Origin of the sequence: Rhodoferax potami, from assembly GCF_032193765.1 — a bacterium.
GTDB classification, from domain to species: domain Bacteria; phylum Pseudomonadota; class Gammaproteobacteria; order Burkholderiales; family Burkholderiaceae_C; genus Allorhodoferax; species Allorhodoferax potami.
Map to the genome: position 1 here is coordinate 127,118 of NZ_JAVBIJ010000001.1, position 13,869 is coordinate 140,986.

The window sequence follows — 13,869 nt, forward strand, 5'->3', positions numbered from 1 at the left end:
GCTGAAACGGAAACAATCGATCGCGTGTAACTCGCTAAAGTGACTCCATGGACCGTTTGCTCTCAATGCGTGTGTTTCAAAAAGTCATCGACGAAGGGGGCTTTGCTGCGGCCGCCCGGGCCTTGGAGATGTCGCCGGCCGTCGTGACCCGGCTTGTGGCCGACCTCGAGGAGCACTTGGGCACCCGCTTGTTGCATCGGTCGACCCGGCGTGTGTCATTGAGTGAGGCCGGCGACGCGTATCTGGCAAGGGTGCGCGCCATCTTGCAAGACATTGATGAAGCGGATGCCATTGCCCACCTTCACACCCAGGAGTTGTCAGGCGAGCTCAATGTGCTGTCTACGCCCGTGTTGGCGACCTATGTGTTGGCGCCACTGCTCGCGGGCTTCAGGGCGCAGTACCCCAAAATCACCTTGCATGTGCAAGTGGAGTCCTTCGAAGAGCCGCCAGTAGAAGCACACGACGTGACGCTGTTCACTGCGGACGAGGCTTTTGACGGCACGATCGTGGCCAGAAAAATCGCGTCAACCCGTGGCATTCTGGTCGCGACCCCTGACTACTTGCGCCGCATGGGGATCCCTGTCAATCCGCAAGACTTGGTCAACCACCATTGCCTTGAACTCAAAGGCGGTATTGCGCGTCACCGGCGTTGGCATTTGCGCAATGAGCTGGACTTGAACGAATCCATAGACCTGAATCTCACCCCAGTTCTCAGCTCCAACCATATTGAAACCTTGATTTCCGCCACGCTGGACGGTGCGGGCATCACCCCTTGCACGGTGGAGTTGGTTGCTCCATTTTTAGCCAGTGGTGACTTGGTGCGGGTGCTGTCTCCGTGGGTTGCAGGTCAGTTGCACCTCTATGCAGCCTTGCCCAGTCGGCAGTATTTGCCGAGGCGCACCCGGGTGTTTTTGGACTATCTGTCAGAGCAAACCGCATTGCTGCTGGCAGGAGCCCACGAGGCCTGCGGCGGCCAATGCCAGTGAATTGAACTCACGGCTTAGCGGGGCGCATGCATCGGCAGCTCTGCGCCAAATTTGCTGCGGTGTACGCTGAAGAACGCTTTCACGTTGCGCACATTGGCATCGGTGGTGAATAAGCGCTGGGTGAGGGCTTGGTAAGCCGGCATGTCCCAGGTGTGGACCACGAGGCAAAAGTCAGGGCCCGGGGACACCCGGTAGCACTGCTGCACCGCGGCCTCTAGAGCCACTCTCTTCTCAAACGCTTCCAGTGCGCCAGTATCTTGCCGGTCTAACGAGACTTCCACGATCGCCGTGAGCCCGTGGCCCGTGTGGGCAGCCAGGGTTTGCGGGTTCAGCACGGCCACTTGCTTTTCAATCAAGCCGCTCTCACGCAAGCGTTTGACGCGGCGCAAGCAGGTCGGCGCCGAGGTGTGAACCCGGTCGGCCAAGACCTGATTGCTCAGGGATGCGTCTTTTTGCAGTTGCTCCAGCAACTGCAGATCGATGGCATCAAGTTCTATTTCTTTCATTGAATTAAGATTTCTGAAATAAAAACATATTGTCTTGTAAATGTGAAATTTAAAGTCAAAAAAATTTGAATTTCAATCGGTAATTTCTCATCAAAACTCTACCATTCGCTCCATTGTTTGTTTTGGAGGTTTTCTATGTGCGGCATCGTCGGCGCGGTTTCTACCCGGAATATTGTTCCCGTTTTGGTTCAGGGCTTGGAGCGCCTGGAGTACCGGGGTTACGACTCCTGCGGTGTTGCGGTGTACGGGCTGGGGGCACAAAGCGGCCTGCGCCGCGCGCGTAGCACGGCACGGGTGTCCGAGCTGATGGAGCAGGTCGCGGCAGGCGATGTGCAAGGACATTTGGGCATTGCACACACCCGCTGGGCCACTCACGGTGCCCCTGTGGTGCACAACGCCCACCCCCACTTCAGTCACGGAACCGGTGCAGATGCCGAGAGCAAGCCCGGCCGCATCGCGCTGGTGCACAACGGCATCATTGAAAACCACGATGAACTCCGTGCCGCCCTCAAGGCCAAGGGTTATGTGTTTCATAGCCAGACCGATACCGAGGTGATTGCCCACTTGGTCGATAGCCTCTACGACGGTGATTTGTTTGAGGCCGTGAAGGCCGCTGTTTTGCAGTTGCACGGAGCGTATGCGATTGCCGTGTTTTGCAAAGATGAGCCGCAGCGTTTGATTGGTGCCCGGGCGGGCTCGCCCCTGATTTTGGGCGTGGGCAAAGACGGACAAGAGCACTTTCTGGCGAGTGACGCAATGGCCTTGGCCGGTGTGACCGATCAGATCGTGTACCTGGAAGAGGGTGATGTGGTCGACTTGCAGCTTGGCAAGTACTGGTTGCTCGACAAAGCGCACAAGGCGGTTGCACCTGCACAGCGCCCGGTCAAAACCGTGGTGGCCCACAGCGGCGCGGCTGAACTGGGCCCTTACCGCCATTACATGCAAAAAGAGATTTTCGAGCAGCCACGCGCCATTGCCGATACGCTGGAAGGCGTGGAAGGCATCGTGCCGGAGTTGTTTGACCAACAGGGCAACCACCAGCCTGGTGCCAATGCGGCCCGGGTGTTCCAGCAAATCGACAATGTGCTGATCCTGGCGTGCGGCACTAGCTATTACAGCGGCTGTGCTGCTAAATACTGGATCGAGAGCATTGCCAAAATTCCATGCAATGTGGAAGTTGCCAGTGAATACCGTTACCGGGACTCGGTTCCCAACCCCAAGACCCTGGTGGTCACCATCACTCAGAGTGGCGAAACCGCCGACACGCTGGCGGCCTTGCGCCATGCACAAAGCCTGGGCATGCAGCACACGCTCACCATTTGCAATGTGGCTACCAGCGCCATGGTGCGCGAATGCAGTCTGGCGTATGTAACGCGGGCGGGTGTGGAAATCGGCGTGGCATCCACCAAGGCCTTTACCACCCAGTTGGCAGGTTTGTTTTTGTTGACCTTGTGCCTGGCCCAGGCAAAGGGCCGTTTGAGCGATGCCGATGAGGCCCGCCATTTGAAAGCCATGCGCCATCTGCCGGCAGCGCTCCAGGCGGTGTTGGCTCTGGAGCCCCAGATCATTGCGTGGGCCGATGACTTTGCCAAAAAAGAAAACGCCCTCTTTTTAGGCCGTGGTCTGCATTACCCGATTGCTCTCGAAGGTGCGCTCAAGCTCAAAGAAATCACCTATATCCACGCAGAAGCCTATGCGGCGGGCGAACTTAAGCATGGGCCTTTGGCCTTGGTGACCAGTGACATGCCTGTCGTAACCGTGGCACCGAATGACGCCTTGCTTGAAAAGCTCAAGAGCAATATGCATGAGGTGCGCGCCCGCGGTGGTGTGCTCTACGTGCTGGCCGATGCCGATACCAAAATTGAGAGCGGCGAAGGCTTGCACGTCATCCGCATGCCGGAGCATTACGGCGAGCTTTCACCGTTGCTGCACGTGGTTCCCTTGCAATTGCTGTCGTATCACACCGCCTTGGCAAAGGGCACGGACGTCGACAAGCCGCGCAACCTCGCCAAGAGCGTGACCGTCGAGTAAGGTGGCTAGGGGGTAATTTACTTTCCCCTACCGTCCCTCTTTTCCACCCGTATTTGGGTCGTTTTAGAGCCTTCTAGGAGCTTGTAACCCTTGGCTTTCACCTTTGGGTCGTTCCACTTGAGCTTGTCCCCTACGATGGGGTGTTTGAAGTGGATTTCTAGCTCGTGATCTCGGGTTTTAGGAAGGAACCGACACTCGATCTTTTCGATCAAGCCCTGAAGGTAAAGCTGACGCTGTTCATCGGTCAATTTAGCCTTCTCTTTGATCTCTTCACCGAACATACCAACCCAGTCAACCCATTCCTTCTTTTCTGTTTCACCACGGAGCTTCAGACGGAGGTTAGTGATGTCCGTTTTGTAGAGGTCAGCTTGTTCGTTTAATTTCTTTGAAGTACCAAACACAATGCTTTCTAGATTGTGTGACGATCATTCCACGTGATCGACCTTGAATTTCTTTGGAGCCCTTGTCGATCCAATGATCCAACATGATTTGAACTTTGCTACGAATTGTCATCTCATGAGAGTCGACGTAACGTACAAGCTCTAGCTTCCCTTTACCAGTAGGAATCTCAATGTCACCGTCTTTGGTTTGTTTTACTTTAAAGTAGCGTTTGTATGTTGTGTAGTTCTGGAGTACGTCTAGAGTGAAGCCTTCATGGATGGACTGGTACATCGAATAGATGTGGAACGGAACAAACTTTCCGTCCTGTGTCTTCGTACCGAATAATTCGAGTGTCTTTTCTTTGGGTGTACCTGTGAAGCCAAAGAATGAGATGTGAGATTGTTTTCCACGACTCTGAATCTCTTGACGAAGCATCTCTTCATAGTCGAAGTCGTCGTCATCTTCGTCAGATTTGGACAGAGACTTCTTGAGTTCTTTCGACATTTCACCCGATTGGCTGGAATGAACTTCGTCGATGATCACGCCGAAGGTTCTGTTTCCTAGTGAAGCAATCGTTTCGGAAATGAACGGGAATTTCTGGATGGTCGTAATGACAATATCTTTACCTTGTTCCAAAAACTTTTTGAGCTCTTGTGAGCCGTGTTCAACCCCGTTGACTACTCCATCAATCTTTTCAAGCGAGCGAATCGTATTCCGTAGCTGATCATCAAGTACTGTTCTATCAGTCACAACGATGATGGTGTCGAATAAGCGCTTGGTGTCACCCTTTGAACGATACAACGAAGTCAGAGTATGAGACAGCCAGCCGATTGAATAGGATTTTCCAGAGCCTGTCGTATGTTGAACAAGGTAGTTCTTTCCGACACCATCTTTCTTAAGTTGTCGTCTGAACTTACGAATCAAGTCCAGCTGGTGGTATCGAGGAAAGACTAGAACTTCCTTGACTACTGAATCGATCTTTTGAGTCTTGTCGTTGAAGAAGAATTCCTTCTCTTTTGACAGATGAACAAAGTTCTCGAGAACATCAATCAATGAAGAAGGTGGAAGTATTTCTTCCCACAGATATTTGGTTCGGTACCCACTCTCTACAGACGGATTCTCAAGATCACGGTTGTACGGAAGGAAGAAGGTTTTCTGTCCCGCTAACCGAGTGGTCATGGACACTCGGTTGTTATCGACACAGAAATGAACCATACAGCGCTTGAAGTGAAGCAACGGTTCTTTTGGGTCTCGATCGAATCGGTACTGATTCTCAGAGTGCTTGACGTTCTGTCCAGTTAACTGATTCTTTAGCTCCATCGTCACGATGGGAAGCCCATTGAGAAAGAGAACCATGTCAATGGAGTTCTCATTCTGTTCTGAATAGTGAAGCTGTCTAACTACCGTGAATTGATTAGATTGGTAGAGTTTTAGGTGATCTGGATTGAGGTCGCTCTTGGGCTCGAAATAGCAAAGATTCAGATAGACCCCACGGTCAACAACTTGATTTCTTAGGACATCGATAATCCCACGCTTTGAAATTTCCGAAGATATACGAGCGAGGATTTTGTTTTCGGTATCAACATCATAGATTTCTTGTAGACGACCCCATTGCTCAGGTTGTGTATCTTTGATGAAATCAATGACTTGATCACGAATCAAGCAAAGATTACGGTCATATTCACTAAAGTGGAGAGTAGAGTAACCAACGCTCTTCAGATGGTCTTCGATATGCTCTTCAAACTTTTTTTCTGTAGGGCTTAGTCCGCTCATATCATTTTCTCCGTAACTTTTACCTTACCCGTAACGGCTGACGAAATGAGGGATTGTCTGTATTCACCAAGCAAGGATTTTCTTTTTTCTTCTAATTGAATGCTTCTGTCGAACTTAGAGATGTTTATTTGAAGATGTTCAACAATCGCCTTCTGTTCGTCAAGAGGGGGAAGCGTGATTTTTAATTCCACTAGCTCTGATGAGTTAATCGCTGGATAGCTCACACCATAAGAATTACCAATTACCTTTGATATGAACCACTCAGATTTAACCGTGAATGATAAAAAATCTTGATCCAGATATCCGCTTTGGTCTCTGAGAACACAGAAACCAGTAGAACAAATTACGTCATCGACTTCAGGGACAACTCCAATAGCCCTCAAATATGTTCTTACTGTAGAAATGATTACGTCTTTAGGCTTGACAATTCTTCGTGCTCTTGACGGACTTTCTGAAAAGTTGATTTTTGGGGAAATGCTCACACCATCTAGATAATCAACATCACCAATTTCTATGTAATGAAATTCATAATTTGAATCTGTGTTCTCATCTAATGTTTCGGTGTTGTATGTGACTAAGTACTTTAATTTTTGTACTCCCCAATGTTTCGGAATTTCACCAATCCACTCGTCACCACTATCCTTCATCTCTACATTTGGATTGAGCCCTTTTGTCACATACTGATTGATCAATGAAGTTCGTTGCTCTTTGAGCAGTTCGATTTTTTTTTCGATCTTGTTGATCAATGAATCTATCTGGCTTGTTTTCTTATCAAGGTAGCAAGAAATAAGGTTTTGTTCTTCAAGTGGTGGTGAATAAACGTCGATTCCCATAAAGGTGTCATAACGAACAACCTTTCTAAGACCTGTGTAATAAGGTCTAAGCCCTTTATGGTCATCTATAGTTTGATAAAAGTAAGTCCAATATTTGGGATCGTTTCCTTCTCTTGTTGAGAAGACATCGTAAGCCGAGGTAATCATTCCGTGATCTTTGGAAAGACCGACCGTTCTAGGAGTTTCATCAAGGTCGAATAAGCAGAATATAAGTTGATCAGGATTGACGACTTGGTAACCCTCAAAGCTCTCAGGAAACTTACCACCACCATCCATGTCACGAGGTTTCACCCCTCCCTTACCCATTGTTAGTAAGGTGAACGATTCCCAGTTTTCACCAACAATCTCTTTCTTTTGGGTGAATACGTGTTTGTTTTTTAGGCTCTTCCAATGGCTTGGGGCTTTATCCATCCAAAAAGATTGAACATCTCTATAGCTCTCATAGTTATTCATCAGCCATCTCCATCGACAACTGTTGAATTTCATCATCAAGTGATTTCAGGTCTTTCGAGATTTCGTCCAAACTTCTTAGCGGTGTAAATTTGTAGAAGTATTTTGTGAAGTTGATTTCGTAACCGATCTTGTCTTTGGATCGATCCATCCAAGATTCTGGTAAGTGAGGCTTCACCTCACGCTCGTAATAGCTTTCAATGTCTTCAGACAACGAAACACGTTCGTTATCTCTTTTTGATGTATCGGGCTTTGGCTTTCCTTGACGATCTTTTTTGATTTCACCGTTTTCGATTAATGGTAGTTCAACTACAACCTTTGTGTAACCGAAGAAGTTGTTCGGATAAATCTTACAAAATTCACTTTCTTCGAATTTCTGATAGATGTTAAATAGCTCATCTTTCTGTTCTTCAGTGATGTACTTTCCTTTGTCCCCAAGGTTCTTTTTCAGCGAAGTCCAGAATGAGCTTCCATCAATCAACTGAACCTTACCTTTACGCTCCTTGGACTTTTTGTTAGTCACAATCCAGATGTAGGTCGTAATACCTGTATTGAAGAACATACGGTCTGGGAGAGAAACAATACATTCCAACCAGTCGTTTTCAATTACCCATTTACGGATTTCAGATTCACCACTACCAGCATCACCAGTAAAGAGCGGTGAGCCGTTAAAGACGATACCAATACGTGAGCCCTCGGGGTTCATCTTGTGAATGAGGTGTTGGAGGAACAGGAGTGACCCGTCCGAAGTTCTTGGGGTTCCAACAAAGAAGCGACCATTCGGATCTTTAGCCTCTTCCGTTACAAACTCTTCTTCGGACTTCCAGCTCACACCAAAAGGTGGGTTGGTGATCATGTAGTCGAACTTACGACCCTGTAGCCGATCGTCAGATATAGAAGAACATGGACCGTGAATGTTCTCAGGGTTCTCGTCCATCATCAGTAAGTCGGACTTACAGATTGAATATGTCACATCGTTTAGCTCTTGACCGTATAGGTCGACTTTCAGATTTGGATTGATGTTTTCGTGTATCCATTCCTTACCAATGGTCAACATACCTCCTGTTCCACAACAGGGATCAAAAACGGAACGAATCTTTCCTTCACCTTGAAGGTCTTTACGGTCTCCTCCGAACACAAAGGAAACCAATAATTTCACAACGTCTCGTGGGGTGAAATGGTCTCCGCTTTCCTCGTTCGACATTTCAGAGAATTTACGAAGGAGCTCTTCATAGACCGAACCCATTTGGTGGTTGTCGATCTTGTCTGGGTGAAGGTCGAATTCAGTGAACTTATCAATCAGTAAGTACAACCGTTTATTTTTGTGTAGCTTCTCAACGAGCGGATTGATCGAGAAGTTTTCGATGATGTCTAGAACGTTCTTTGAGTAGCCCTGAACGTAGTTGTTGAAATTCATCAACACGTTATTCGGGTCGCTCTTGATTCGTGACAGGTCGAATTTAGACGAATTGAAAAACGGGTAGCCAACTTGTCTCAAGATCACAGGAGTTGGGTCGGATAGCTGGTCTTTGTATTTTGTGTAGAGCTCAAAGACTTCATCCTTTTTCGGCTCTAGAACACAGTCCAGCCGTCTCATCACGACAAACGGAAGAATTACCCGTCCGTATTCGGAAGGTTTGAATAAGCCCCGAAGAACATCATCGGCTGATGACCAAATGAGTGAGGATAGGTTGGTTGTATTGTTCATGAAGATTCCTAAGTCTTGAATGAGGTCAGGGGAAGAGCCCCTTAGATGTGTTCGTTACAGAAGCTCGTGCTTTCTTGAGGTATCGGCTAACGGTCGCTTCCATGAGTTTTTTACTAGCCGTGTCTAACGGCTTTCCGCTCTTCAAGTAGTCAACGTACAGGTGCTTGTTGAGCGGAAGGAATTGACCTAGCTCCCAGAGCTTCATTTTTGGGTGCTCGATACGCTTGTCCCATACATTTAGAGCCGTCGTAAGCGCTTCGATGTTCGGTTGCCCCGTGAATTGGTACTTGGCTTTACTCGTTTTAGCGTAGCGTTTTCCTCTTTGACCTTTGTGGTTCTGGTCTAGAAGGCTTCTAAACCGCTGGAGGATGAATTTTTTGGGAAGGTTGAGGGGTACGCTGACCAACAGACGATCACCCTCTATAGGGGCTTCCTCGTTCTTGGAGAGAAGTCTTACCGTTTCCTCGGCTGGTGGGTTCGAAAACAGCCTAGCCCCACGACCATCTTCAGTCCACCAAGCCTTGAAGTCATTAGCCCTTACGTCACCAAAGTCCTCGTAGAGCTTCGACAGGGAGCCTTTACCGCTGGACTCACAGGTCTTCAGGTAGTCCTCGTTCCGCTTCAGGTACGACCACCAGACGTAGTAGATCGTCTTTTTCCAAGCCGATTCGTCCTTGACGTTCTTTCCACGACCAAAAGTTGGGTGTTGGTAGGGGAAGTGTCGTGGTCGTGAATTCTTGGTGGGATTCATGTTTTCAATGTAACACAAAGCCTTAACACTTGAAATAGCGACTTTTCGACTGTTTGTTTTGTTGGTTTTGTCGAATTTTTCTCATAAAGCTCACCAATAACTTAACACTTTAAATGACGCATTTATTCTTGGTGGAGATGTTTATCAGATAAAGGAGTCTAATAGAAACATGAACAAAACGAGCATTTAGCTTAACAGTTCATTTTTTATTAAACACACGAAAGGAATTAAATATGACAGCATTTTCAAGCTTTTTCAAAGAGGATTTCCTGAAAGAAAAAGTCAGCGAAACGAGGAACGATTTTCACCAAGCTAGGACTGAGTACGAGCTAGCTATGAGAAGAGAAATTCTTCATCGAGTTAATCACTGTCCTTGTTGTTTTGACGGATTTTTCGAGAACGTGAAAGCTCGAATTCGAGAAGAGGCTCTTCAAAACAACTTCGAGCCCGATGTGATGGAGGTTCTAAACAGAATGTCCCTCACTCCTGTAGTCACTGATGAGGAGGACGAGGATGAAACAAGGGACGTGACTGGGGAATCAATCCATTAAGAAGCTGAGCCAACAACCCTATCTCAGAAATTTTAGAAAAAGGAAATATTATGAAAACCAGCAAGATGAACCCAACGGATCGTTTTGTCCAAAACATCATTTCAGCCGCTCAAGAATTCAATGATGCTATGTATGACAAAGATTTACGTGAAATCGAAATGTTCGAGCAGCTATTGGAAAGCGAAACGAAACTAGCTCGAGAATCTTTTGAAAAAGCAAAAAAGGAATATGAGGAAGTCTTCAAGAATTTCTTAATCAAACATGTTACGGGTGATGATTTTGAAGATTTTCACAAGAGAGCGTGGGAGGGTACTGTTGAAAATCTTTATCCCGAAGTAGCCATATCGCTAATTGATGAGCTAGAAGTTTATGGAAACATAGTTACCGAGCACTATTGGTGGATTCAGGAAGGTCGTTACCTTGACGAAAACGGGGAATTGCTCAGTGAATACCGCTAAACGAATCCGTAGGATTGAGTTGCTCATTCACCGTTTTGACAACGGAGGGTCTGTTACACGATCCTCCATTGAGCGGGTGCTTGGTGCTACTGGATTAAGTAGGCTTGATACCGAATGGATGAATGAGAAAAGCAGTCGTAACTACAAACCCAAAGAGATTGTTGAATACTCAGAGCGAATTAGACGTGGTCTGATTTATTACGCTTTAGGTGATAAGCAATCACTCAAGGGTGACGGCTACAAAGCTAGAAAGTCATTTCACAAGGCTGAATCGATTCTTGAAAATGCTGTTGAGTATTTGAGGGAGGTCGTCAGTACTGACTCTAGTTTGAGATTGTGGATTGATCGGGATGTAGGCTTTGGGATTGAAGTCGAACTTTGTCCCGTAGGTATCCCACGTCCTGTTTGGTCAACCAGCAACTACAAGAGTCAATGTTCTTTACCGAAAGTAACCAAGAGGGATTTGGCTAGAGAGATGTTACAGACCGAGTTGGAAAAACTTGTGGGTAGAGAACCATTGGAGCTAGTGAATCTTGGATTTGGGACAAAAAGATCATTTGATATTTCGTCCTTTTCGGGATTCAAGTTCTAAGTCCTAAAACGGACGTTTTTACAAACCACCTTCGGGTGGTTTTTGTTTTTTTATAAATAGTTTTACGAACGCTATACGAGAGCGTTCTTAGTGAATGTAAAGCCGTTGATAGCTTACTCGCTCTTCCAATACCGACTTTTAGAGAGGTCGGTAATCCTTAGTACGTCTAAAAGAAAGTAAACAATGATTACAAATACAAACCAACTGAAAGACACTCTCCATAACCATAGGTACGGACATGAGATTGTTAGAAAGTCCCTATCGACCGAAAGAAATCTGAAGTTACAAGAACTGGACTGGATTACATCTAACCCTGACTGGACTGTATTCACGATAACCGTAACCTTCAAGAACCTAGTCCCGCTAGAAACTGGTCAAGGAATGAAGCTGGCTACCAAGTACGAATACAACAAGAAGGTTCTGACCAAGATTAGGAAAAGGCTCTGTCGGTTGACTAACTACTGGGACAAGGTTTTACCGATCACGGACTTCTACGTCTACGAATATGACCAAACCAGCTTTTTTAAGAAGGTTTCCAACAACCAGTCTCCCCATCACATTCACGGAATTCTTCCAATCCCTAATCGGGTTTTACATAAGTTCTACAACGTTGAGACGGGTGAGCTGGATCCACGACTGGTGAAAGATTTGAAGTCGCTTCCCAAGGTTTCCACGTTCTTGATCGAACCGTTAAGACTGGATCACAAGGAAGCTTGGTTCAACTACATGTTGAAGGAAAAGATGATGAGCGAGCTGATGTGAGCCCTGAAAATTACGAACGTAAAAAATCGTGACTTTCACGATAGCTACCTAAAACAGTGTTTTGTGTGTTCATCAATCGGTCTTAGACCTTTTGCTACGGTGTCTAGGCTCGGTTGAGCTCGATGATGTAACCATCTGTCGTGACGATGTACGTTCGAGTCTCTTCCGTCCAGCTATCACCGTAGTCGAAGTCATGATCTTCGTAGTAGGGCTCTACAACGTATCGAGTTTCACCCGTAGGAAGAGTGAAAGCGGTGGCTGTCAGGTCTAATTTCTCATTGTCCAAGTTCACTTTGAGAGAGCAGCTCCCATAGCCCCTGATACTCCACTTTTCAAATACCAGAGCATGAGTTTCGAGCTTAGGAGCAACCCGTTGAGTGTTCTTTGACTCGCTGTAATTGACGTCGATGTCAGTTAAATCGACTTCCTCGTCATCGACCGAAGCTCTATACCTAGGGTGCCCATCGGTAACTAGGAAGCCGTTCGCTTGAGAATCCCCCATAAGTTGGTCATGTAGCTCTTCTAGGTTTTCCCAAAAACCATCATCACTCTGTTCAGCCGATACAAGCGCTACCAGTTCAGCGTCCGTGATGCTCACCGTGTTTGCTTCGTACATCTTTCCCGTCACGTAAAGGGTCTTAGTCATTTGTGTTCTCCAGTTAGCGGACTTCACCGTTTACTAAATAGAAAACGAGAGTCGTTTTATTTATCCACCACGAAGGGAGCACATGACAACAAGAGCCCACCGTAACCAAATGCTGGGAATCAGAACTACACAAGACTTCGTCAACAAGTTCGACGGATTGTGTGATCGCTTGGGATACAACCGTTCCGAGATCATTAGGTACGTTCTGAAGCGCTTTTACAACGAGCACTTTAACAACCCCGAGAACTTCACCCGTGTCAGAAAGGAAATGTTTTGATGGAACAACCAGAACTAATGTCGTTCATGGAGTGGAGAGAGCTTCACCCTGTTAAGAAAAAGAAGGAGAAAAAAGATGAGTCAAGAAGCCTTGAAGCAAACGGAGAAATTGGGATTACGAATGGTGAAGGACAAGGTACTCGACATCATCAGGAAATCTCCGTCCAAGGAGTTCATGTTTTCCCAAGTCCCGAACTCTAAAGACATCGTCATCGTTGTACGTCAGATGTGAAAGCTGGCGCTGGGTCAGACCCAGCCGAAGCATCAAGTCGATTGACGTAATCATCTATCTTTGACTGTGACTTCAGCGATTTCGATCTCAGGTAATGACAGAAGTCGAGCGTCTCGGATCTTCCGTTTTTTGTAAATTGAGAACACGCTTTCAGGTCCAAGAGAGAACCCTCTTGGACTCTTCCACCCCTCTGAAATGAGAAGTTGAGCTATGTCCTTGAAGGTCAATTTTTCAGCGTCTCTGAGCCTCAGTATTTCATTTGAAAGCGCTGTCTGATATTCTGTGTACGAACCGAGCCTTAGACCCTTGTGTCTAAGCCTTACAACGTAACTAACCATAGGAGGAGTGGAAGAATGAACGGGTTCAGAATTACCCCCCAGCCAGCCCACTCCGTTACCGTCGAGTAAGCCTGTATGCGCATTTTCGGAATCGCCGGCTACTCCGGTATGGGAAAGACCACGCTACTAGAGCTCCTGATTCCGGAAATCAAACAGCGTGGGTTGCGGGTGTCGTTGATCAAGCATAGCCACAAAGACATCGAAATTGACCGACCGGGCAAGGACTCTTTCCGCCTGAGGGAGGCGGGTTGTACCGAAGTGCTGCTGCTCGGTCGCACCCGCTGGGCGCTGATGCATGAACTGCGTGGTGAGCCGGAGCCATCACTGGACTATTTGCTGACGCGATTGCAGGACTGTGACCTGGTGCTGGTGGAAGGCTTCAAGGAAGGAGTCTTTCCCAAGCTGGAAGTCTGGCGGGCCAGTGAGGGGAAAAGCACGTTGTGGCCACACTGGCCGGGCATTGTGGGTATTGCGAGCGACAGCCCGGTCCCCGATTGCACAGTGCCTGTGCTTGACCTGAAAAACGCAAGCGCTATCGCCGACTTTGTGTTGAATCAAGCGATAGCATTGCGCTGACAGCACCCATCGCCGCAGC

15 protein-coding genes are annotated in these 13,869 nt (G+C 47.4%); 8 read left to right on the forward strand and 7 right to left on the reverse strand.

Going from position 1 to position 13,869, the window contains the following annotated elements:
* Window positions 1-47 precede the first annotated feature (47 nt).
* Window positions 48-986 carry a LysR family transcriptional regulator gene (locus RAE21_RS00610; RefSeq protein WP_313879659.1) on the forward strand — a complete coding sequence of 313 codons (939 nt, stop codon included), beginning with the start codon at window positions 48-50 and terminating at the stop codon, window positions 984-986.
* Between the two features lie 14 nt (window positions 987-1,000).
* On the opposite strand, the gene RAE21_RS00615 is transcribed toward RAE21_RS00610, so the two are convergent.
* Window positions 1,001-1,492 carry an Lrp/AsnC family transcriptional regulator gene (locus RAE21_RS00615; protein ID WP_313879660.1) on the reverse strand — a complete coding sequence of 164 codons (492 nt, stop codon included), beginning with the start codon at window positions 1,490-1,492 and terminating at the stop codon, window positions 1,001-1,003.
* Between the two features lie 135 nt (window positions 1,493-1,627).
* On the opposite strand from RAE21_RS00615, the gene glmS reads away from it, so the two are divergent.
* A complete protein-coding gene (glmS, locus tag RAE21_RS00620; RefSeq protein WP_313879661.1) occupies window positions 1,628-3,523 on the forward strand; it encodes a glutamine--fructose-6-phosphate transaminase (isomerizing) in 1,896 nt (631 codons plus the stop codon).
* A gap of 17 nt (window positions 3,524-3,540) precedes the next feature.
* On the opposite strand, the gene RAE21_RS00625 is transcribed toward glmS, so the two are convergent.
* Genes RAE21_RS00625 through RAE21_RS00645 form a run of 5 tightly spaced genes read right to left on the reverse strand, consistent with a single transcriptional unit; the run spans window position 3,541 to window position 9,419 of the window.
* Complete coding sequence (locus RAE21_RS00625; protein ID WP_313879662.1) at window positions 3,541-3,924, reverse strand: hypothetical protein; 384 nt, start codon at window positions 3,922-3,924, stop codon at window positions 3,541-3,543.
* Window positions 3,887-5,677 (reverse strand): DEAD/DEAH box helicase family protein, encoded by a 1,791-nt coding sequence (locus RAE21_RS00630; RefSeq protein WP_313879663.1) that lies wholly within the window; start codon window positions 5,675-5,677, stop codon window positions 3,887-3,889. The genes RAE21_RS00625 and RAE21_RS00630 overlap by 38 nt, the downstream gene beginning before the upstream one ends.
* Window positions 5,674-6,963 (reverse strand): restriction endonuclease subunit S, encoded by a 1,290-nt coding sequence (locus RAE21_RS00635; RefSeq protein ID WP_313879664.1) that lies wholly within the window; start codon window positions 6,961-6,963, stop codon window positions 5,674-5,676. The genes RAE21_RS00630 and RAE21_RS00635 overlap by 4 nt, the downstream gene beginning before the upstream one ends.
* The gene (locus tag RAE21_RS00640) at window positions 6,956-8,668 is read right to left on the reverse strand and encodes a type I restriction-modification system subunit M (RefSeq protein WP_313879665.1); all 1,713 of its coding nucleotides are present in this window, start codon (window positions 8,666-8,668) and stop codon (window positions 6,956-6,958) included. The genes RAE21_RS00635 and RAE21_RS00640 overlap by 8 nt, the downstream gene beginning before the upstream one ends.
* Window positions 8,669-8,693: 25 nt before the next feature.
* On the reverse strand, window positions 8,694-9,419 hold the full coding sequence (locus tag RAE21_RS00645) for a hypothetical protein (RefSeq protein WP_313879666.1): 726 nt from the start codon (window positions 9,417-9,419) through the stop codon (window positions 8,694-8,696).
* A gap of 233 nt (window positions 9,420-9,652) precedes the next feature.
* On the opposite strand from RAE21_RS00645, the gene RAE21_RS00650 reads away from it, so the two are divergent.
* The 4 genes from RAE21_RS00650 (at window position 9,653) to RAE21_RS00665 (ending at window position 11,782) form a co-directional block, all read left to right on the forward strand.
* On the forward strand, window positions 9,653-9,970 hold the full coding sequence (locus RAE21_RS00650) for a hypothetical protein (RefSeq protein ID WP_313879667.1): 318 nt from the start codon (window positions 9,653-9,655) through the stop codon (window positions 9,968-9,970).
* A gap of 50 nt (window positions 9,971-10,020) precedes the next feature.
* Entirely contained in the window at window positions 10,021-10,428 is a 408-nt protein-coding gene (locus RAE21_RS00655) for a hypothetical protein (protein ID WP_313879668.1), read from the forward strand.
* The gene (locus RAE21_RS00660; protein WP_313879669.1) at window positions 10,415-11,020 is read left to right on the forward strand and encodes a hypothetical protein; all 606 of its coding nucleotides are present in this window, start codon (window positions 10,415-10,417) and stop codon (window positions 11,018-11,020) included. The genes RAE21_RS00655 and RAE21_RS00660 overlap by 14 nt, the downstream gene beginning before the upstream one ends.
* 381 nt (window positions 11,021-11,401) lie before the next feature.
* Window positions 11,402-11,782: a hypothetical protein gene (locus RAE21_RS00665; protein ID WP_313879670.1), complete on the forward strand. Its 381-nt coding sequence runs from the start codon at window positions 11,402-11,404 to the stop codon at window positions 11,780-11,782.
* A gap of 103 nt (window positions 11,783-11,885) precedes the next feature.
* Here RAE21_RS00665 and RAE21_RS00670 read toward each other — a convergent pair whose 3' ends face one another.
* Window positions 11,886-12,428, reverse strand: a complete 543-nt coding sequence (locus tag RAE21_RS00670; RefSeq protein ID WP_313879671.1) for a hypothetical protein — start codon at window positions 12,426-12,428, stop codon at window positions 11,886-11,888.
* 276 nt (window positions 12,429-12,704) lie between these two features.
* Between RAE21_RS00670 and RAE21_RS00675 the strand changes: the two genes are divergently transcribed.
* Window positions 12,705-12,905, forward strand: a complete 201-nt coding sequence (locus RAE21_RS00675) for a hypothetical protein (protein WP_313879672.1) — start codon at window positions 12,705-12,707, stop codon at window positions 12,903-12,905.
* A 444-nt stretch (window positions 12,906-13,349) separates the two neighbouring features.
* Complete coding sequence (gene mobB, locus RAE21_RS00680; RefSeq protein ID WP_313879673.1) at window positions 13,350-13,850, forward strand: molybdopterin-guanine dinucleotide biosynthesis protein B; 501 nt, start codon at window positions 13,350-13,352, stop codon at window positions 13,848-13,850.
* The last annotated feature ends 19 nt before the right edge of the window (window positions 13,851-13,869 follow it).